Annotated in this window: 16 protein-coding genes; 8 read left to right on the top strand and 8 right to left on the bottom strand. The window is 56.4% G+C overall.

Going from position 1 to position 19,395, the window contains the following annotated elements; genetic code table 11:
* Window positions 1-102: 102 nt before the first annotated feature.
* From ACQZ51_RS22335 to ACQZ51_RS22320, 4 genes are all read right to left on the bottom strand, one after another.
* Window positions 103-1,146 (bottom strand): alpha/beta fold hydrolase, encoded by a 1,044-nt coding sequence (locus ACQZ51_RS22335; protein ID WP_448780667.1) that lies wholly within the window; start codon window positions 1,144-1,146, stop codon window positions 103-105.
* A 281-nt stretch (window positions 1,147-1,427) separates the two neighbouring features.
* Window positions 1,428-2,660, bottom strand: a complete 1,233-nt coding sequence (locus tag ACQZ51_RS22330; RefSeq protein WP_448780666.1) for an MFS transporter — start codon at window positions 2,658-2,660, stop codon at window positions 1,428-1,430.
* A 1-nt stretch (window position 2,661) separates the two neighbouring features.
* Complete coding sequence (locus ACQZ51_RS22325) at window positions 2,662-4,068, bottom strand: amidohydrolase family protein (RefSeq protein ID WP_448780665.1); 1,407 nt, start codon at window positions 4,066-4,068, stop codon at window positions 2,662-2,664.
* A 20-nt stretch (window positions 4,069-4,088) separates the two neighbouring features.
* Complete coding sequence (locus tag ACQZ51_RS22320) at window positions 4,089-4,973, bottom strand: NAD-dependent epimerase/dehydratase family protein (protein WP_448780664.1); 885 nt, start codon at window positions 4,971-4,973, stop codon at window positions 4,089-4,091.
* 112 nt (window positions 4,974-5,085) lie between these two features.
* Between ACQZ51_RS22320 and ACQZ51_RS22315 the strand changes: the two genes are divergently transcribed.
* Window positions 5,086-5,979 (top strand): LysR family transcriptional regulator, encoded by an 894-nt coding sequence (locus tag ACQZ51_RS22315; RefSeq protein ID WP_448780663.1) that lies wholly within the window; start codon window positions 5,086-5,088, stop codon window positions 5,977-5,979.
* 391 nt (window positions 5,980-6,370) lie between these two features.
* Here ACQZ51_RS22315 and ACQZ51_RS22310 read toward each other — a convergent pair whose 3' ends face one another.
* Window positions 6,371-6,949: a TetR/AcrR family transcriptional regulator gene (locus ACQZ51_RS22310; protein ID WP_062451759.1), complete on the bottom strand. Its 579-nt coding sequence runs from the start codon at window positions 6,947-6,949 to the stop codon at window positions 6,371-6,373.
* 114 nt (window positions 6,950-7,063) lie between these two features.
* On the opposite strand from ACQZ51_RS22310, the gene ACQZ51_RS22305 reads away from it, so the two are divergent.
* From ACQZ51_RS22305 to ACQZ51_RS22295, 3 genes are all read left to right on the top strand, one after another.
* Entirely contained in the window at window positions 7,064-8,170 is a 1,107-nt protein-coding gene (locus tag ACQZ51_RS22305) for an alpha/beta fold hydrolase (RefSeq protein WP_448780662.1), read from the top strand.
* Between the two features lie 95 nt (window positions 8,171-8,265).
* Window positions 8,266-9,258, top strand: coding sequence for a hypothetical protein (locus ACQZ51_RS22300; RefSeq protein ID WP_448780661.1), 993 nt, complete (start codon window positions 8,266-8,268; stop codon window positions 9,256-9,258).
* Window positions 9,259-9,298: 40 nt separating this feature from the next.
* Window positions 9,299-9,886 carry an NAD(P)H-dependent oxidoreductase gene (locus ACQZ51_RS22295; protein ID WP_448780660.1) on the top strand — a complete coding sequence of 196 codons (588 nt, stop codon included), beginning with the start codon at window positions 9,299-9,301 and terminating at the stop codon, window positions 9,884-9,886.
* Between the two features lie 600 nt (window positions 9,887-10,486).
* On the opposite strand, the gene ACQZ51_RS22290 is transcribed toward ACQZ51_RS22295, so the two are convergent.
* From ACQZ51_RS22290 to ACQZ51_RS22280, 3 genes are all read right to left on the bottom strand, one after another.
* Window positions 10,487-12,628, bottom strand: a complete 2,142-nt coding sequence (locus tag ACQZ51_RS22290; RefSeq protein ID WP_448780659.1) for a methyl-accepting chemotaxis protein — start codon at window positions 12,626-12,628, stop codon at window positions 10,487-10,489.
* 33 nt (window positions 12,629-12,661) lie between these two features.
* Window positions 12,662-13,594, bottom strand: a complete 933-nt coding sequence (locus tag ACQZ51_RS22285; RefSeq protein ID WP_448780658.1) for a substrate-binding domain-containing protein — start codon at window positions 13,592-13,594, stop codon at window positions 12,662-12,664.
* Window positions 13,595-14,025: 431 nt separating this feature from the next.
* Window positions 14,026-15,039, bottom strand: coding sequence for a LacI family DNA-binding transcriptional regulator (locus ACQZ51_RS22280; RefSeq protein ID WP_448780657.1), 1,014 nt, complete (start codon window positions 15,037-15,039; stop codon window positions 14,026-14,028).
* A 122-nt stretch (window positions 15,040-15,161) separates the two neighbouring features.
* Between ACQZ51_RS22280 and iolG the strand changes: the two genes are divergently transcribed.
* Genes iolG through ACQZ51_RS22260 form a run of 4 tightly spaced genes read left to right on the top strand, consistent with a single transcriptional unit; the run spans window position 15,162 to window position 19,388 of the window.
* On the top strand, window positions 15,162-16,169 hold the full coding sequence (gene iolG, locus ACQZ51_RS22275; protein ID WP_448780655.1) for an inositol 2-dehydrogenase: 1,008 nt from the start codon (window positions 15,162-15,164) through the stop codon (window positions 16,167-16,169).
* A 27-nt stretch (window positions 16,170-16,196) separates the two neighbouring features.
* Window positions 16,197-17,138: a myo-inosose-2 dehydratase gene (gene iolE / locus ACQZ51_RS22270; protein ID WP_077106998.1), complete on the top strand. Its 942-nt coding sequence runs from the start codon at window positions 16,197-16,199 to the stop codon at window positions 17,136-17,138.
* On the top strand, window positions 17,131-18,303 hold the full coding sequence (locus ACQZ51_RS22265) for a Gfo/Idh/MocA family protein (protein ID WP_448780654.1): 1,173 nt from the start codon (window positions 17,131-17,133) through the stop codon (window positions 18,301-18,303). Before iolE ends, ACQZ51_RS22265 begins: the two co-directional genes overlap by 8 nt.
* A gap of 38 nt (window positions 18,304-18,341) precedes the next feature.
* Window positions 18,342-19,388, top strand: a complete 1,047-nt coding sequence (locus tag ACQZ51_RS22260; protein ID WP_448780652.1) for a Gfo/Idh/MocA family protein — start codon at window positions 18,342-18,344, stop codon at window positions 19,386-19,388.
* Window positions 19,389-19,395 lie beyond the last annotated feature (7 nt).

Below are 19,395 nucleotides of genomic sequence, written 5' to 3'. Positions count from 1 at the left end.
TGTGATATCCGGCCCCTTTCAAGCAGCCCAGACGACGTCAGAGGTCACCAAAATGGGAGACCCTCTGCTGAGTGATTGAACTTGTGCAGGTTACCTACAAACTCAGCTACCATTCAATCCGTTCAGAAGCGCTTGATGGAAGCGATCTGGATCCTGAATCTGCGGGGAATGGCCGAGGTCCTCGAACTCCACCAGCTGGGCTCCAGGAATGGCCTCGACCGCCCGCTTGCCAAGATTTGTGTAATCGCCCAGCGACGATGCAAGCTCAGCTGGCGCGCGGTTCGCGCCGGGCGCCGTTTTGTCGGTCATGCCGATCATCAGAAGCGTTGGCACCTTGATTTGATTGAACTCGTGCACCACCGGCTGGGTAAACAGCATGTCGGAGGTGAGCGCCTGATTCCAAGCCACCTGTTCGCCACCCTCACCGCGATACATGCCGGCGCTCATTGCCACCCACTTGTCGTATTCTGGCTTCCACTGACCGGAGTAATAGAACTTCTGTTGATACTGCTTGATCCCTTCGAAGTTTGTCTTCTTCTCCCCTTCGAATGCCGCATCGATCGTCTGGTAGGGAACGCCCTTCGCCTTCCAGTCCTCAAGTCCGATGGGGTTGACCAGCACCATTTGCTCGGTCGCTTCTGGATACATCAACGCAAACCGCGTCGCGAGCATACCGCCCATCGAGTGACCGAGTATGGTTGCTTTCTCGAGGCCACGGCTGTCGAGCATCGCCTTCGTGTTTTCCGCCAGCTGGTGGAAGCTGAACTGGTATGCTTGCGGCTTGCTCGACTTGCAGAACCCGATCTGGTCCGGCGCGATCACCCGGTAGCCAGCCTGCGTTAAGCTGTTGATTGTGACTTCCCAAGTCGCGGCGCAGAAATTCTTGCCGTGCAGCAGCACCACGGTGCGCCCATTCGGATTCTCCGCCGCGATGTCCATGAAAGACATCTCGAGGGCCTGTCCCTGGCTCGAAACAGCCAGCATCTCTGTCTTGAACGGATAGTCAAAACCTTCCAGCCGCGGCCCATAAGTCGTAGTGTGGGAGCGTGGTTGGCTATCTTCCGCTTGAGCAAGAACAACATCCGTAGAGCCAATCACGAGGACTGAAACAGCTGCAGAAGATAGAATTAGTTTTCTTAACGTCATAGAAGTTCCCTACTCTTGCGTCTGGACTTTGCGTACGCATCCGGGAAATGGGTCCTTCTGTCGTTTTCGGGAAGGGTACATAACAGCGATGTGAGAATGTGTTATGTCAGGGTCTCCGCTCCTACGTTGATTTGGCTTCCAACCCTGACCCTCAATAAGCGCCAAACCATCTCAACATCCGTCGATGTTCATGCCCGCCTTGAAACCGCCGAAGCGTTATCTAAGCGGGCGCGGAAAGGTGTCCACTCAACACGAAAAGAATGCGGCTGGATCTCGCTTGATCACGCCACACCGCCCGATTGCTTGGATACCAGCAAGCTAACGAACCCCGTTGCAGCAATCATTGCCACAAACATCGCAAACCCTACGCCGGCGAGAGCCAGACCGTAAGCACTTGCGGCGACGCCTACGCCCATAACAGGTACGGACTGCGCTATATACAGGACGAGGAAGAAGGTAGAGGTGATCTCGCCATGAAGGTGCGAAGGGCTCTGTTCGGCCAGGGTACTGAGGGAAGCACGAAAGCTCATGCCCTGGCCCGCTCCGGCGACCGCTGCGCCCGTCAACAGTATCGGCAAGGACGATACAGCAATACTCATGCCAATGAGCAAAATGCCGACCGTGAGAGCCGCGGTCCCAATCAGCATTGCCTTTCGGTCCGCCATTCTGGTGCTGCCAACCTGCCCCAGCGCCGAAAACCCGAGTTGTGCAAAGACAACAAGCCCGCATACCAGGTGATTGCCTATGCCAAGGACGTGCAGCAACAAGGCTGGAGCCACAGAAGCAAACAGACCCAATACGGAGAACCCTGCAAAGCCGGCCGTGGCGGCACGGATAAATGTTCCGCGAACCTCGGGTGGGAGTGTCAGCCGCTGGAACTCCCATTTGATGGATCCGCCTTGACGGTCGAGCGGCTCGGCGATCATACTGACGCCTGCGAACGTCGCGATGACCAGCACAATGTGAACGAGGTATGGAAGCGTAAGAGGAAATGCGGTGAAGTCAGCAAGCGCACCCGCGAGGACAGGCCCAAGGCCCAAGCCCAGCATGTTCACTAACGCCGCCGTCAGGCTGTAGAAGCGCTTCCGTCCTGAAGGAGCCAGATCGGTTAACGCTGCTGTGGCAGTCCCGGTGATTATCCCCACTGAAAGACCTGAGAGAAGGCGTCCGAAAAACAGTGCCGCGACGGTGTCGGAGAAGTAGAAAACACAACTGCTCAACGCCGCCAACACCAGGCCGGGCAACAGCAGTGCTCGACGACCTATCTGGTCGGAAAGGCGTCCAAACAATAGCAAGGCGGCGGCGATCCCCACGACGTAGGTCGTAAAAATTGAGGTGACCATAAGACCCCCGAAACCAAATTTATCCTGATATATTGGATAGAGCGGCGTCGGCAGGGTCGGACCAAGCATCGTCGCGAAGAAGGCCGTCGCGATCACTACGGCAGCCTGACGGCCGCGCAGTTTGCGCGGCCACCGGCCCTGGTTTAGGGGTGAATTGTCATGCGTCGACATTTCAGTGACCAGCTTTCAGGAAGAAGGGCACAGTCGCGTCTTTTCGTCCCGGCTTTGCAAGCCCTGCACGCTGATAGATCCGGTCGCGCGAGGCCTCAGCCAATTCAGCAATGGAATGTGTCTGATGGAGGACACCGTTGGATTTCATCACCTTCCCAGCGACCATGACGTAGGTCACATTGCCGGAATGGGCTGCGGTCACAATCGTTGCGGGTACGTCAGTAGCGGGCAGAAGGTTGGAGTCGGTCAGTCGGATCATGATAAGATCCGCCTCCTTGCCAACTGTGATACTGCCGGTTCGATCATCGATCCCGCATGCACGCGCGCCGTTGATGGTGGCGAATGCGAGCAGGTCGCGGGAGTCGAATGTCGGCAGGGTCTGAAGATCTCGCTCCATCATTCCTCCTGCTCCCGCACGTGTCAGCTGCTGATAGACGAGCGCTGCGCGCATTGCGCCGAACAGATCGCCAGCGGCAGACGTTTCGACGTCAAGGCTGAGGCTCGGTCGCAAGCCTGCGGCAATCATGCGGTTGGTGGCAGGCTGGCCGAGCCCCGGCATGAAGGCTTCGATCGATGAGGCCACAGAAACCTGGGCATCGTGATCCGCCAACATCCGCAATTCATCGTCCGTGGACGTGCAGGCGTGAATGAAGAGCATATCCGAACCCAGCAATTTGCTGTCGTTCAGGTTACGGATTGCGGCCTGTTGGACGCCCCATTCACCCAGCCCGACATGCATGCTCATCTGCAGGCCAAGATCGCGGGCAAGACTGATATCCTTTGCGGCGATGTCTATTGTCGATAGCTCGGGTCCACGGATCATTGCGGCGAGGGTGACGCGTGCCGTGTCGTCTGACAAAACATTTTCCCGTACGCGACGGATGTCTGCAGGGTGAGCCCTTTCGCTACCGAACTGCCAGGATTCCGCTTCCGTGGACGGCCAGCCATAGGCGAAGACCGCCCTGATTCCAGATTCCCAATGCGCCGCAATTGCAGCGTCCGCATGAGCTGGACTGTTCATAATATGCGCCTCGTCGCGAACGGTGGTCACGCCAGCGTCGAGAGACATAATGCCAGCCGCAAGGTTCCCAATCCTGACGTCTTCAGGTTCGAGGTGCGGGCCGAGGCCAATTTGTACGTGGTTGCGGTACTGGGCATAGGTCCATGATGGATCCAGACCGCGCAAAGCACCCTGCCATGCGTGCCTGTGGGTATCGATGAAGCCCGGTAAAAGCGCATGACCTGCGCCATCAACGATTTCGGCTGTAGCATCCGCAAGATCGGGACCGACATCAGCGATTTTGCCGTCGACGACCAGGACGTCACCAACGAATTCGCCGTGTTCATCGTCCTGTGAAAGAATATACGCGCCTTTGATCAAAACACGTGTGTTGGAAGAACCATTCATTTTAATTTCCACTCATAAAGTTATCGTGTGAAGTTCGTCGTCTCTGCGAGATGCTCGATGATCGAGAGCTGTGCTGGCCTCCATCCGAGTTGTTCAGCACCCGTGCTGACAATCTTCTGGTCCAGAAGCAGAGCCTCCCCAAGCGCACCCAGACGCTTGACAGTTGCGGCCACGCCCTCTGGCTCGACGCGTCCGTGCAACCCAATCGCCGTGCTGGCAGCACTCGCGATTTCTAGCGCTGTCGGAGCATGTGGGTTTGCTCCGATCAGGTAGGTCCCGGCAGGGGCCTTCTCGAGAGCGAGTACGTATAGTTTGGCGAGGTCATCGACGTGCACATTGCCCCAGTGGTGTTGTCCACCGCCAACAACCGCCAGAGATTGTTCTTCTTCGCCAGCTCGGGGAGCATTGGCGACGAGTTGCAACAAGCTGTCTCCCCGTCCATAAACGAGAGCAGGCGAGATCACACTGCTGCGAACACCATCGGCCCCCAGGACGCGCCGGGTCAGTGCCGGTCGCCACGCGGTGATCTGCGGCGCGCGAAATGCCGTGGTTTCGCTGATGGCATCACCACTACCGTGATCCCATAGACCAGCTGTCGACACGAAGGGCTTATTGGCTTTGCCAAGACCCTCGAGGATAGCGGCTACGACAATTTCTTCAGTTTGAGCGCTAGTTTCGTCGCCGGGCGACGCGAGATGGATCGCTCCGTCGACGGTCGCGGCAATCGCCGTCAAAAACGCATTGTCCCTTACGTCGCCGACCCTTGCGACTGCCCCTCGCTGCCGGATACTTTCCGCTTTCGCTTCAGAGCGTGTAATGCCGACCACATCGTGGCCAGCTGCGACTAGTGCTTCTAGCGTCGCAGCGCCAACATAGCCGCGAGCCCCTGTCAGTAAGACCTTCATGGTATGCCTCATCTGGTTGTTGATGATGAGGTTATAATGATGCTTGGAAATGATCGCGTCTAACGATAAAATACGATATAGTGATCGAAGAATTCACTAACTGGGTTCCCAAATGGATCAACGAAGACTCGAAGCGTTCGTACAACTGGCGCAGGAATTAAATTTCACACGCGCTGCACATCTTCTTCACACGACGCAGTCGACGCTCTCCGCGACAATACGATCGCTGGAATTGGAGCTCGATGCCACGCTCTTTGATCGCTCGACCAGATCGGTAGCGCTGACAGAGAGTGGAAGGATTTTCCTCCCCCATGCCAGAAATGCAATCAGCGCCATGGACGCTGCAAAAACTGCCGTGCATCCATCAGGTGGTTTGAAGGGGACCCTCACCATAGGAATGCTAAGCGGCCTCAAGCTGATAGATGTGCCCGCCCTTTTTGGAGACTTTCACCGCCGATATCCTGACGTTCAGATGCGGCTCCAGACGTCGCGGCGGGGAACGGACGAGCTTATAGAACGATTGAAGGAAGGTAGCATCAACGTTGCGTTTGTCGGCACAAACCTCAACGATCAAACACTCCGGACAATACCAATTCGATCCTATCGGTTGCAACTCGCTACCTCCGTTCATCACCCTTTGTCCAAGCACAGCGACATTACGCTTGCTCAAATCGAAAGAGAGCCTTTCGTTGATATGCCGCCAGGCTTCGGGCAACGCGCTGTTATTGACGAAGCCTTTGCTCAGCGGGCGTTGTCGCGCTCGGTGCTAATTGAAGTGGCCGAGTTGACGACAATACCGGATTTCGTTGCGCAAGGTCTTGGCATCGCCCTGCTGCCGCCAGAACTTGTCGGCAATCGGTCAGACGTTGTGATCGTGCCAATCCGCGACGCCCAGGTTTCATGGACACTCAGCGTTGTCGTCAAAGCTGTCGAGGTGACCAGCCAGACGGTCAGTGCATTTCTTGACCTCATCCCGCGGCATACATTGAGTGAGCATCCATTTTGATCGCGGTGATAGAACACATGGGCGAATAGAGTAGAGCATTGAACGCCATGTCGGATATTACCGCTTTTGATTTTGCCAAGCGAAGGTCGGTTGACACCGTTAACACGGCAGTCGGAATGGGTGCTTCAACGACCCGGGTCAATTGCTTGAGCTTTCCCATGCAAAAAACTGAACTCCTTCGCGCGTGTACAACGGCAGGCAGTTCGGCCACGTCTCCACAGCACCTTCTCGGTGCATCACTCTTCGATCCTTTCCATGCAGGCCTGAACCGGCATGACTAGTTTGGCAATCGCCCCGTTGATTGCCACCGAACACTAACCGGGCGGGATGCCGACTTGCTGTCTACACCCATTTTCACAGTTCTTTTATACAACTGACGGCCTAACTCACTTCAGCGCCCATTCATGAGCCAAGTCACGTTCAGTGACGCGAGATCCTCCACCGCATGTTCCAGCTGAATATGTCCGGCCGCTATTTCGTTCGATACTGCCTCCATGGCCCCGATCAGGCCAACGCATCGCCGCCGCACGGTTGCCGGATCGAGTTCGGACAGCGGTTGGATGGCTTCGGCGTAGAAGGTCGCATGTTCTTCTCTCATCTCGCGATGGTAGGCATCCATCATTGCGTCACCGCGCAGGGCAGCTCCGATCGCATGCCATTCAGGTCCGATCGTCGTCGCGCACTCCAAATAGGCCATCGCCAGTACCCGCGCGATCCTTTCGGGTTCGCGAGGTGTGCCTTGAAGTGCTACCGCCAAAGCCTCGACCTGCCGGTTCATCGCCTCTCTATAGAGCGCCATCATCAGACCAGACCGGGTTTCGAAATGGTCATAAGCAATGGGCTTGCTCACGCCCGCCCGCTCGGCAAGCCATCCGAGCGTTAAGGCATCGGTTCCCTGCTCACGTACAATGTCGGACGCGATCTCCAAAAGCTGGGCACGGCGATCGGCTCTAGGCAGTTTCTTGGACATTCACCACAATCCTAGCTTGACATAAACATAAGCTACCATTAGTAACTTACATATAGTAACAAAATGCGAAGCGTTGCGAAAGCTCTTGCAGCACGAATTTCAGGGAAATCCCGCATGTCTTTCTCTCGTCGAACCCTGCTGGCTGGCCTCACGGCTTTGGCCCTTGGATTTACCACCCCAGCATGGGCGGAGGCACCGCCGATGCCGCCCTCGTCCATTGTGTCCACCAACGGAATAAAGCTGAACGTATACGAGGCGGGATCGGGGCCGACCGTGGTCCTCCTGCACGGCTTTCCGGGCCTAGCCTACACGTGGCGGCACCAAATCCCTGCGCTGGTGGCAGCAGGCTACCGAGTCATCGTCCCCGACCTCCGCGGCTACGGGGCAAGCGACGCTCCGGCCGATGTCGAGGCCTACGATATAACAAGCCTGACGGGTGACCTCGTCGGTTTGCTTGACCATCTCAAAGTGCGTGAGGCCGTGTTTATGGGACATGACTGGGGTGGTTTGCTCGCCTGGCAAATGGCGCTCCTCCATCGCGAGCGGGTGGCGGGCGTTGTCTCGCTGAACACGCCGCATGTTCCTCATTGGGGGCTTTGGCTCCATCCCGACATCGTGCGCCCCGCCCTGGCCAAGGGCGAAACTTTTGTTGCCGACCCGAAGGTCGATCCGATCGACCAGATGCGCAAGGTTTACAGTCGGGACATGTACGTCCTGATGTTCCAGGATGGAGACAAGGCCGATGAGGCCATGAATGCAGCCCCCCGCGCGACAATAAGATCTGCGTACCGCAAAGACCTGATGCGGTCCTCTGAGTGGGGTAAACTGCCTGAATTCGTCGTCAACATGGAGTACTACGGCAAGCCGATCCCCGCTGAGCTGCCGGGCAAGGACGTACTCAATGCCGACGAGCTCGACGTCTACGAGCATAACTTTAGCCGGACAGGGTTCACTCCCGCGATTAATTGGTACCGAAACATTTCCAGGGCTTGGAAAGCGGGCCTTGGGGTCGATCAGAACGTCCGCGTCCCTGCCTTGATGATTACTGCGGAGCATGACGTCGTGTTACGTCCCAGCATGACCGAGGGTATGCGCGACCATGTTCCCGACCTTGAGACACACATCATTCCCGATGCGTGGCACTGGACGCCTGAAGAGAAGCCCGACGAAGTCAATCGGTTAGCGGTAGACTGGCTGCAACGTCACTATCCGGCGCGCTGAAATTCGAATTTGAATTTCTCTTTACCGTCGATGCAGTCGCCCCGCCACGTGCGCGGCTTCCTGCGAAACGCATAGAACAAAAAAAGGAAATTGCTATGGAAGCTCCCATCCTGTTTGCCGGGGGGACCGGCGTCATCGGCCGCGAAGCGGTCAAGGCTTTTCGCAAGCGCCATCCCAGGGTGCCGATCCTTATCGGTGCGCGCGACACGACACGCGCGCACTCTCTAGCCGAAGAGGTCGGTAACGCTGCTGCCGTCCAGATTGATATCAACAGGCCCCGTCTTGGATTGGAGAAAGACGATCAGCTGGGCGGGGTCGTGATGATGGCTCCGGACGATGGGCTGAACGGCCTCTCGCATGCCCAGGACCTTCGCGTCCCCTATCTCAGCATGGGCAACTGGCTGGTCGAGGTCGGCGCCGAGATGGCGCACGTCATCCGTCGCCCGGATGCCAGCCCCGTTGTGCTCGCCAGCCATTGGCACGGTGGACCGGCTGTGTTCATGACGCAGGCTGCGACGAGAAGCATGGACGCCGTGCACTCTGTATCTGTTGGAGCGATCGTTGACGAGCAGGACCCTACAGGTCCCGCCGCGATGGCCGATATGGAGCGCGGTTCCGAAGGCGGATCCGGCGTCTGGGCCTTTGACGACGGGCGCCGCGTCTGGCTGAACGGGACAGCAGCATCCCGCGAGATCTGGGCCCTAGACGGCCGACGTCTGAACGGAAGTGCCCTCACGCCGTACGACATCGTCAGCTTGCAGGCGATGACGCAGGCCCGGTCGGTTAGGTTCGACCTGGCGATGGCTGAGTCGTCCAGCCGGCGCAGGGGAGAGGGCATTGCAACCGAACTGATAGTCGAAATCGAGGGCGAATTGCGCGGCAGCCCATGCCATAGACGCCTCACGCTGGAGTTCGGCAAAGGTCAGGCAGCGCTCACGGGACTGAGCGGTGCGCTGGCTCTCTCAATGGTTCTGGGCCTAGAGGGAAAGCCAGCGTTCCCGTCAGGCCTCTACTTCCCGGAGCTACTCATGGACGCCGACTGGTACCTCACCGAGTTGCGGGCCGAGGGCGCCTTCATAGAGCTTTGAGAGCATCGACCTTGACCACCCCAACCATATAAGGGCAAATATGCACATCCTGATCGTCACGGCCCATCCAGACCCTGCGTCCTATACGCATGCCGCAGTCGCTCGGCTGGTCGATGGGCTCGAGAGTCTTTCCGGCACCACGCACGAGGTCCTGAACCTGGCGTCGAGCGGGTTTGACCCGCGGTTCACGGCCCCCGACAATAATCTCTTCCATGTTCGCGGGCAAATGCCGGTCGACATCCAGGAAGAGCAGCGACGCATCGATCGGGCCGACGTCCTGGTGCTCGTGTTTCCGGTCTACTGGTGGTCCATGCCGGCCGTCATGAAGGGCTGGATCGACCGCGTGTTTATCCAGGGTTGGGCCTTCATTGATGATGGCGAAAACGAAATGAAGCGGCTGCTCGTGCACCTGAAAGGACAGGTCGTCGCGATCGGCGGTGCTGATTACGACACTTATCAGCGTAGCGGCTACTTCGATGCTCTGACCGCGCAGATTGTCCAAGGCATCTTCGGCTACTGTGGCATGCCAGTCATCGGTCTGGACCTGCTGCTGCCCGTTGACCGGACAGGTGTGGAAGAGGGCCTTCAACGTGCCTTTGACATCGGCCGACGCGTAGCGGGCGCATGAACAGCTGCCTGCTATCTCAGTGCTCTAGGAAGAAACAGCGACGCTTCCGCAACCGCCGCCTTCGATGTGAGCGTAACATCTGACAGAAGTTGTCGCGTTAAGCCCATTCAGTTACGATTAGCCGATAGCGCTTGGAGTGTCATCATCCCCAGCCGGATCCGACCCACAGAGCGAGACAGAACAGCTGGGGAAGCGCCGATTCACGTGCTATACGGCATCATGATGATCAAGGTCCATGCCAAAGCGATCCGTTATTGGGACGGGAACGACGAAGGGCAGATTACAGTATAAGCGCTTGGTCCGCGGTCGTGGAACTCGACCGCGGATTTACTGTGCAGCGGAGCACGCACATTTGACGCGACAATACCTGATTGGTCGGGATGGGATGCGAGCCAACGCAGGCCGTATGCGGGGATATTTCGCCCATTGTTTTCCACATACGCCTTGATAGGATTTGAACATCCGAAATGCAAATACACTCTCGCCTTACCTGTCACCAAGCGCTTGCTTTCCGTCCGGCAGGATCGAACATTCGCCCTTACTATGGAACTTGTAATGGGTCGGCACCTGCAGCGCTGCCGACCCACCACAATACCATAGCTAAGCTGCGTATCTTAGGCCCTGTTTACCTGTGTGAGTCTTTGCGCTAGTGCGAAACCGCCGCATCAACTCAGCGAGGCTCTCCGTTTCCTGAGTTAAGTTTTGCGCGGCGGCTGTTGTCTCTTCCACCATCGCAGCGTTTTGCTGAGTTACTTTGTCCATCTGGTCAGCCGCACCTGTCACCTCTTTAAGGCTCATGGCCTGCTCGCGGGCGGAGTCGGCGATTTCGGTAATGGTTGAGCTCATCTTCACGACTTGGTCAACGATGTCACTCAATGAGGAGCCTGTGGCGCTGACGAGATCAACACCTGTCTGCACTTGGGCACTTGACGTGGAGATTAGTGTTTTGATCTCCTTGGCTGCGTTTGCAGAGCGTTGCGCGAGTTCGCGCACTTCCTGCGCGACAACGGCGAACCCCTTGCCCGCCTCACCTGCACGCGCCGCCTCGACACCTGCGTTCAAGGCCAGAAGGTTGGTCTGGAAGGCGATTTCATCGATGACACCGATGATGTTCCCGATCTTCGTGGAGGAGTCCTGAATAGCAGTCATCGCCTGCACGGCACTTGCCACGATTTCACCTCCTCTAGTCGCGTTGTTCCGGGCAGCTGCGACGGTTTGTTGCGCCAGTCCAGCCCCCTCCGCTGTTCCGTCGACGCGGTGAGATACGTCACCCAGCGCCGCGACGGTTTCTTCCAGAGAAGCTGCCTGTTGCTCCGTACGACGAGCCAGATCGTTGGATGCTGACGAGATTTCTTCAAGACCGGAACGGATCGTGCTTACGGCCGTCGTGACCGTACCGATTGTTTCTTCCAATGAGCCAACTGACGTATTGAAATGGTCGCGTATTTTCTCGTACCGTTTGTCAACGGTTCCGATGCGCGCTGTGAGGTCACCGTGCGAGAGGGCATCGAGACCGAACGAGAGCTGTTCGAACGCATGTGCCATTCGCACAGCCTCTTCTGCCTTCTCACGCTCCTGCGCCAATCGCTCGTTTTCAGCAGCAAGCCGCGTTCTTTCAGCCGCCAGCTCGGCTGCTACCTTGCCCCGTCCAGTATCCTGGAACACCAGCAATGAACGCGCCATGGCACCAAGCTCATGCCGGTATTCGGTTCCCTCGATCGTCACATTGTCGTTGCCATGGGCCAGTTGTTCCATCGTTGCGGCCATGCGGCTTACGGCGGCGGATATGAGGCGGCCGATAATATACGCCAGCACCAGACCGATAACGATGAGCACTGCCGATATCATGAATGTCTTCGACGCAGTGTCGCTTGCCGTCGCTTTCGCCGTTTCACCGAGACTGTTCTGATTACCCGTAACCTTTGCAAGCAGGGCATCAAACGCTGACGCAATTTTCGGCCCCAGAACGTCTAGCTGGGTTGATCGAATCTCGTTGCTCTGAAGCCAGGCATCGCGAACTTCGTCGAGGCGATTGGTGTAGTTGCGCATCAAACGTCGCGCGGCGTCGGCACGCCCCGCCTGAGACTTGTCGGAGCTGGACGCCACCACGGCATCCGCGCCCTTGAGCGCGTCATTCAGGGTAGTCTGAGCCGAGTCATATGCCGAGAGATCACCGGAGTGAACAAATCGTTCGGAATAATACAGACTTTGGTTCATCAGGTTGATGACCTCGCCGGTTTTATAAAGCGCGTTCGTGTCGTTCTTGCGCCAAGCCGAACGCTGGATATCTTTCAGCGCGATGATGGTCCATGGGCCGAATTCGGTGACCTTGCCAAGAAGAACGTCTTTCTTCTTCTGGAGATCGACCAGCTTTCCGAAGGCAGTGTTGTAATCTGCGACATCGCGACGCACGACATTCAAACCAGACTGAAGGTCAGCATCAGACGCCATGCGCGGATCGTCCACCGCGAACGCTTTCACGGCGTCCTGAAGCTGTGATGCGATTGAGTCGGACGGATTGGAGCGGTAAGCCTCCGCCGCGAGACGAATGCGTTGCAACTGTACGCTATAGTCAAAAATGGCGAGGCTCTGGGCAGCTGTGTAACGGAAGCTGGAGAACACGTTCGACAAGCGTCCCAGTCCATCATTGCCCACGAAGGTGAGTGCGCTCATGAGCAAGATGAGCGGCAGAAAGCCAAGGGTGATTTGCGTCCTGATACCCGATTTTTTCCAGAAAGACATCTTAGTCCCTTCCAATATCTTTGTTTGCGCGGATCACTGGCTTTTAACCAGGTAGGATTTCAGATTGACCGGAGTAACCAGTTCGAAAGGCACCTTAATAAAAGCAGGTACGGTTTCGCCATTCATCAGCTTGATGGCCGCCTCGACGCCCTTGGAACCCTGTTGAGGGGCATTTTGAAGGACACTGACATCGAGATCGCCCGCAGCCATGGCGTCAAGCGCATCCGACGTCGCATCGATGCCACCAACCACAACCTTATCCATTTGCATGTTATTTCGCTTCATGGCCCGGATCGCACCAAGGGCCATTTCATCGTTATTTGCGATGACAGCATCGAACTTGACGCCAGCGGTCAGCCATTCCTGCATGAGATTGTCAGCCTGGTCACGTGACCAGTTCGCCGATTGCCTCTCCAGTATAGAAATTCCCTTGCATGCATCGGTGGACAAAACGCTATCGATGTCCTTCGTGCGTGTGCGTGCCGCAGGATGGAAATACTCTCCGATCAAAACGACAGCCTTGCCTTTGCCTCCCAGAAGGCGACAAACCTCTTGGGTTTCCATCGTTCCGCTTTCAACTTCATCTGAGGCGACCACGGTTTGATGAGCGGGAAGCTCGGCGGAATTGACCGGAACGTTGTTGACGTAGACAACGGGTATGCTGGCGGTGGTGCCAATCTGCGAAATCTTTGCTCCAAGGTCGCCGTCCGAAAGAATTACGATCATTGCATCGACGCGGTCGGCCGCCAGCTTACCGATCTGCTCCATTTGTCGCGAAGGATCGCCACCAGCGTCTTCGACATGCAATTTCATGTCTGGCATCTTATCGGCGGCATTCTTGATGCCACCTAGCAGGCTGTGAAGAAAAGCGTCATTCGCGTTGGCGATCGACACTCCGAGTGTCTTTGCCTCAACAGTGCTCGTCCCCAACAATAGGATTGATGTAACAAATACAGATAAACGCATTTATGTAAGCCCCCTTTTTTCGAAGGTAATTTAGGCTATGCTTAGTTAATTTCGTCTTATAATTTTAGAACGGTAGTCACTTCGAGAAATAAATAAATCGATATTTTATAATATTTCGGAATAAAAATTCCGATAAGTTATGTTTAAAACTTTTTATTCCTACGAAGTGCCCATTAATATATTATAGTCACAATTAAATAGATCCAGAGCTGTTCAAATAGCCATCACGGCCCCACTTTCCAGCAACGTCTACGGGGATTCGGAGAATTCTCGCACGTTGATCAACGACGAAAAACCGCACTTTGGCGATTACCTGTTTTCTTGCTTTCAAAAAAATCGGCTGAGCGGATTATCATTTTGGCGATGTGGAAGAGAGTCTTAGCGGCGTTGATCTGAACCTAAGTCTAGGTTCCCACTATGAAGGAATGCGTCTAGCAGTTCTCAACCATATGTAGCTGAATGGGAGTGATAAGGGAAAGATGGCGTTTTTCCGCTCTCCCAAAATAGGCGGCAAGCGCTTCTACCGCAGTCCGCACCTCTGCCTCTGGATCCTGATCGATGATTGCATCAATCAATCCATCTCGCATTAAATGACGACGGTCTTTCGTGAGCTCATGGGTGATAAAAATCACGTCTTTGTTCTTGCCAAGTTTCGTCATTGCGTTAACCACCGTTTGAGCGCCCGCAGACGCATTATAGATGCCTCGTATAGCTGGATTTTTTCTCAACGCGTTGAAAACGAGGTCACCTGCCACATCTCCGCGCTCCATGCTTTCGAGCACTTCGGTCACCTTGCACTGGGGATAGCGCTCACGCAGAACGGTCCGGAACCCCATCTCGCGCTCCTCATGGCCTATCATGCTGATCAGACCCGCGATGACGACAATTTCTCCGCCGTCCCGGCCGAGCAAACGTCCCATTAAATCGCCCGCGACACGGCCCGCTTTCCTGTTGTCTGGTCCGACATACGCATATCTTTCAGCATCGCGAAGATCGGTTACCATGGTGACGACGGGCTTTCCACCTTGACCAAATGCCCTCAACGCCGCCGCGACTGCCGCATTTTGCGGACTGATTATGGCAAGAGCATCGCAGCGTGAAGATAGGGAGTTTATCAACTGTGCCGTCACAGCAGGACGCAGGGGGTTGATGTGATGCACTTGGAACTGGAGATTATAGAAAGCGAAATTCCGGTTTGCTGCCTCAAAATGATCTTGAACCAAGGCATGAAAAGGGTTTGATCTCGGCTGGAGCAGAACCGCGATGCGAAGGGTGCGTGCTGCCCGCTGGTTCAGCGCCCTGTCGATCTTGAGCTTGCGCGCATGCTCGAGCACACGGCGTTCTCTGTCCTCGCTCACGCCGCCACGATTGTTAAGAACACGGTCGACGGTCGACAGCGACACGCCTGCTGCAGATGCTAGATCCTGAGCAGTAGGCTTGCTCATCGTTCATCTCCATTTGAAGATATCTCTTCAAAAATTGACGTTTTCCATCAGTAACACCAGGCTAGTCTGCCCACAACCCGGATGAAGCCATAACAACACCGGGAATGAATGGGAGGCTATCAATGATCAATCTCGCTGTCTTCGGCGCGGGTCGTATCGGGCATGTGCACGCGATAAATGCGAGCGGCCTGGGCTCGGTGCAGATCAAATATCTTGTCGACCCGATTGCTGGTGAGCATCAGGCACTTCTTGCGGCTCGGCTCGGTGCAGAAAGCGTTTCGGCAGACACGGTGTTCTCAGACTCTTCAATCGACGGTGTCATCATCGCCAGTTCGACCGATACACATGCCGAACTGCTACTGAAAGCGGCTAAATCCGGCAAGGCCATCTTTTGCGAAAAGCCTGTCAGCCTGAATTTTGCGACAGTGGAGGCGGTCACCAATGCTGTAGAGGTATCCGGCGTGGCCTGCTTTCTTGCTTTCCAGCGCCGCTATGACCCCGACTTTCGCTTTGTGCGTGATCGCGTCGTGAGTGGCGACGCAGGTACTCTCGAACATCTCGTCATGCACACCCGCGATCCATCGCCACCAGCTGTAGCGTATATCAGCCATTCCGGCGGCATGTTCCGTGATCAGGCGATCCACGATTTCGACATGGCACGTTATCTTCTCGGCGAGGAGATCGTCACCGTTTATGCGGTCGGCAATTGCCTGATCGACAAGGAGATCGGCGATGCCGGAGATATCGATACGGCCATGGTGACGCTGACATCTGCATCTGGCCGGTTTGTGCAGATGATAAACTGCCGCCGCGCACCCTTCGGCTACGATCAGCGGCTAGAGGTGCTTTGCTCGAAAGAGGTGCTGTATGTGGAGAACCGCCCGCAGCGTGGCGTCACGATTGCAGACGTCAGCGGCTTTCGCGCCTCGCCACCGATGAATTATTTCATCGAACGTTTTGCGGCTGCCTACCGCGATGAGATGGTGGCCTTCGTTGATATGATCGAGACGGGGCGCGAACCTCTTGCCGGCATTCGAGACGGACTTGAAGCGCAGAGGATTGCAGAGGCGGCGATTGTTTCCATGCAGACCGAAATGCCCATTCACATCGGACCAGACTGGCGACCTTAGTTGCAGCGTTTTCCGCAGGAGATTATCATGAACGAAAAACTATCACACCTGCCGAAAGGCGTTCGTCTTGCGGTAAGCCCGCTTTCTTGGGCCAACGACGTGCTGGAAGATTTGGGTGCCGACATATCACTTGAAACCTGCCTGGATGATGCAACAAGTGTCGGTTATCAGGGCGTCGAACTCGGGCGCAAGCTGCCCCGCGACTCCAAGATATTGGCACCGCTTCTGAGTGACCGCGGACTGGCTTTGGCCTCCGGCTGGCACTCTGGAAGCCTAGCGGAACACGGTGTCGATGCAGAGATGGCAGCCGTGGCAGATCACGCCAAGTTGCTGCGCGACATGGGCTCGACAGTCATGGTCTATGGCGAAGTGGCCATGATGACGCCCGGTGCTCCTCTGGATGCACAGATGTCCGCGCGACGTTTGATGCCGAAGGAAGAAGTTGCTGCCTATGGAGCGCGGCTGACAGATTTCGGTATGCGACTGAGGGGGGAATATGGTCTGGCGCTGGCCTATCACCATCACCTGATGATGGTGGCCGAAACATTTGACGAGATTTCCTCCCTGTTTGACAAATCGGGCGCGTCCGTCGGACTTCTTCTCGACACTGGCCACGCCACTGCCGCAGGGTTCGACTACACCCGTCTGATTGAACGGTTTGACGACCGCATCGCTCATATTCACCTGAAAGATGTGCGTGGGCCAGTGATGGCCGAAGTCCGCAGCGGAGATCTGAGTTTCAATGCCGGCGTGCGGAAAGGCATGTTCACTGTGCCGGGCGACGGAATCATCGATTTTGCCCCGCTGGCCACCTTCGTTCGGCAAAGCGGCTATCGTGGATGGCTGGTCGTCGAAGCGGAACAGGATCCGGCACTTACCCCGCCACTCCCCGCCGTCACCGCTGCCTTCAACCACGTCCTTGACACTTTTGCCAATACCCCCGTTCATCAGGATGAAAATCATGAATAAGAAAACCCTCAATATTGGCCTGATCGGATCCGGCTTCATGGGTCAGGCGCACTCGGATGCCTATCGCCGTGCAGGTATGCTGTATCGCGATCTGCCTGCCGTTCCTCGCCTCCGCCTTCTGGCGGATGCGACGGAAGAGCTGGCCGCTGATGCCGCCGCTCGATTCGGCTTCGAGAGAAGCACGGGAGACTGGCGCAAGCTGGTCGAAGACCCGGAAATCGACGTTGTCGACATCACCTCGCCAAATTCCATGCACCATGAAATGGCAATGGCAGCAATCGCCGCCGGCAAACACGTCTATTGCGAAAAGCCCCTTTCGGTAACGCTGGAGGAGGCTGAAGAAATGGCCGCCGCCGCCAGAAGCAAGGGCGTTAAGACCATGGTGGCCTTCAACAACATCAAGACGCCTGCCGCTATGCTGGCCAAGCAGTTGATCAACAAGGGTGACATCGGCACGCCGATGCGCTTCCGTGGTTGGTTCGACCAGGGCTTCTTCTCCGATCCTGAGCTGCCGTTTTCCTGGCGTTGCACACGCAAGGACGCAGGCTCCGGCGCTCTTGGCGATCTCGGCAGCCATGTGATCTCCGTCGCACAATATTTGATGGGCGATTTTGAAAGCGTCATCGCTCAAACGCAGACGTTTTTCCCAACACGGCCCGTTCCACAGGGCGGATCGGGTTATGGTGCAAAGGCTGGCAGCGAAGCTCCGCGTGCGGTGGTCGAAAACGAGGACCAAATACAGACGCTTGTTCGCTTCGCAAACGGCGCTGGCGGAACAATCGAAGCATCACGCGTTGCCGCCGGAAAGGTCTTCGGCATTTACTGGGAGGTGTCTGGCACGGAAGGCACCATCCTGATGGACGGAGAGCGTTTCAACGAACTGAAAATCTCGCGCTTCAACGATCCCAAGCCGGACCGTGGCTTCAAGACGATCTATGCCGGAAGCCAGGTCTCGCAGTTCTCCGCTTTCTTCGGCTTCGATTTCGCGGGTGGTGGCCTTGGTTACTTCGACGTCAAGGTGATTGAGGTGCGAGATCTGATCGAAGGCATCGTCAACGACGAAGACTGCTTTCCAAATTTCGAATTCGGCCTTGCCAACGAGCGCATCATCGATGCCATGGAACTGTCTCTGGAAACAAAGACATGGCAGACGATCGCCCGTTAAGCGACGGGCATTCGCCCATCATGGAAGGATAAAAACTGATGTCGTTTCCCCAAACCCTGCCCGCCGCGCGAATCCGCCCCGTAATGGAAGCTCCGCCCCTGCGGTGGGGCATACTGGGTTCAGGCTGGATTGCTGACAAGTTCGTGGAATCCGTCAAGGCTCACACACGGCAGGACATCGCTGCCGTGGGGTCTAGATCCCGCGCATCGGCACACGCCTTTGCTGCACGTTGGAATATTTCGGGCGTCTACGATAGCTATGAAGCGCTTGTAACAGCAGACGACATCGACATCATCTATGTCGCATCGCCGCACAACATGCATTGCGATCACGCATTGCTCGCCATCGAGGCGGGCAAACATGTGCTTGTCGAAAAGCCGATGGCACTCAACCTCGCGCAAGCGCAGTCCATGGTGACGGCTGCCCGCCGCAAGGGCGTCTTTCTCGCGGAAGCGCTGTGGACCTATTTTTTGCCGAAATTCGATGTGCTCCGGCAGGTTCTGGATGCGGGCACTATAGGTGAAGTACGGTCCGTCTATACCGAATATGGCGAATATCTGCCGCGCGATCACCGAATTTTCGACGCCAGTCTTGCCGGTGGACCGTTGCTTGACCTGGGCACTTATCCGGTTTCGCTGCTGGTCAAACTTCTCGGCGTGCCGGACAAGGTTGTCGGCCTTGGTGAGGCCGATCCTGCTGGCGTGAATGGCCAGCTATCTGTCGTTCTCGCCAACGCCAGCGGAGCGCTTGGCACCATGTCGACAACGCTCTACGGTTTCACCTCCACAAATGCCGCCATCGTAGGAACGAAGGGGTCGATCCGTTTCGAGACGGAATTCCACCTGCCCGGTGCGTTTGAGGTCTGGTCACTGAATGGGTTAGTCCGGCTTCGCTACGAAGAACCGAGAGGCGCGCATTTCGAGGGACTGTTCTATGAGGCGGCGGACGTAGCCTGGGCGATTTTCGAAGGACGATTGGAAAGCACATGTCGGCCGCTACAGGAGACGCTTGCCACGATGGAGACGCTTGACTCCATCCGCACTGCGATCGATATTTCGTTTGCACAAGCAGGGCTAGTCGAATGAACGTGGG

The sequence above is a fragment of the Agrobacterium sp. CG674 genome (genome assembly GCF_053521645.1).
Note: the sequence above shows the minus strand (reverse complement) of the source record. Positions and strands in the feature narration are given on the sequence as shown.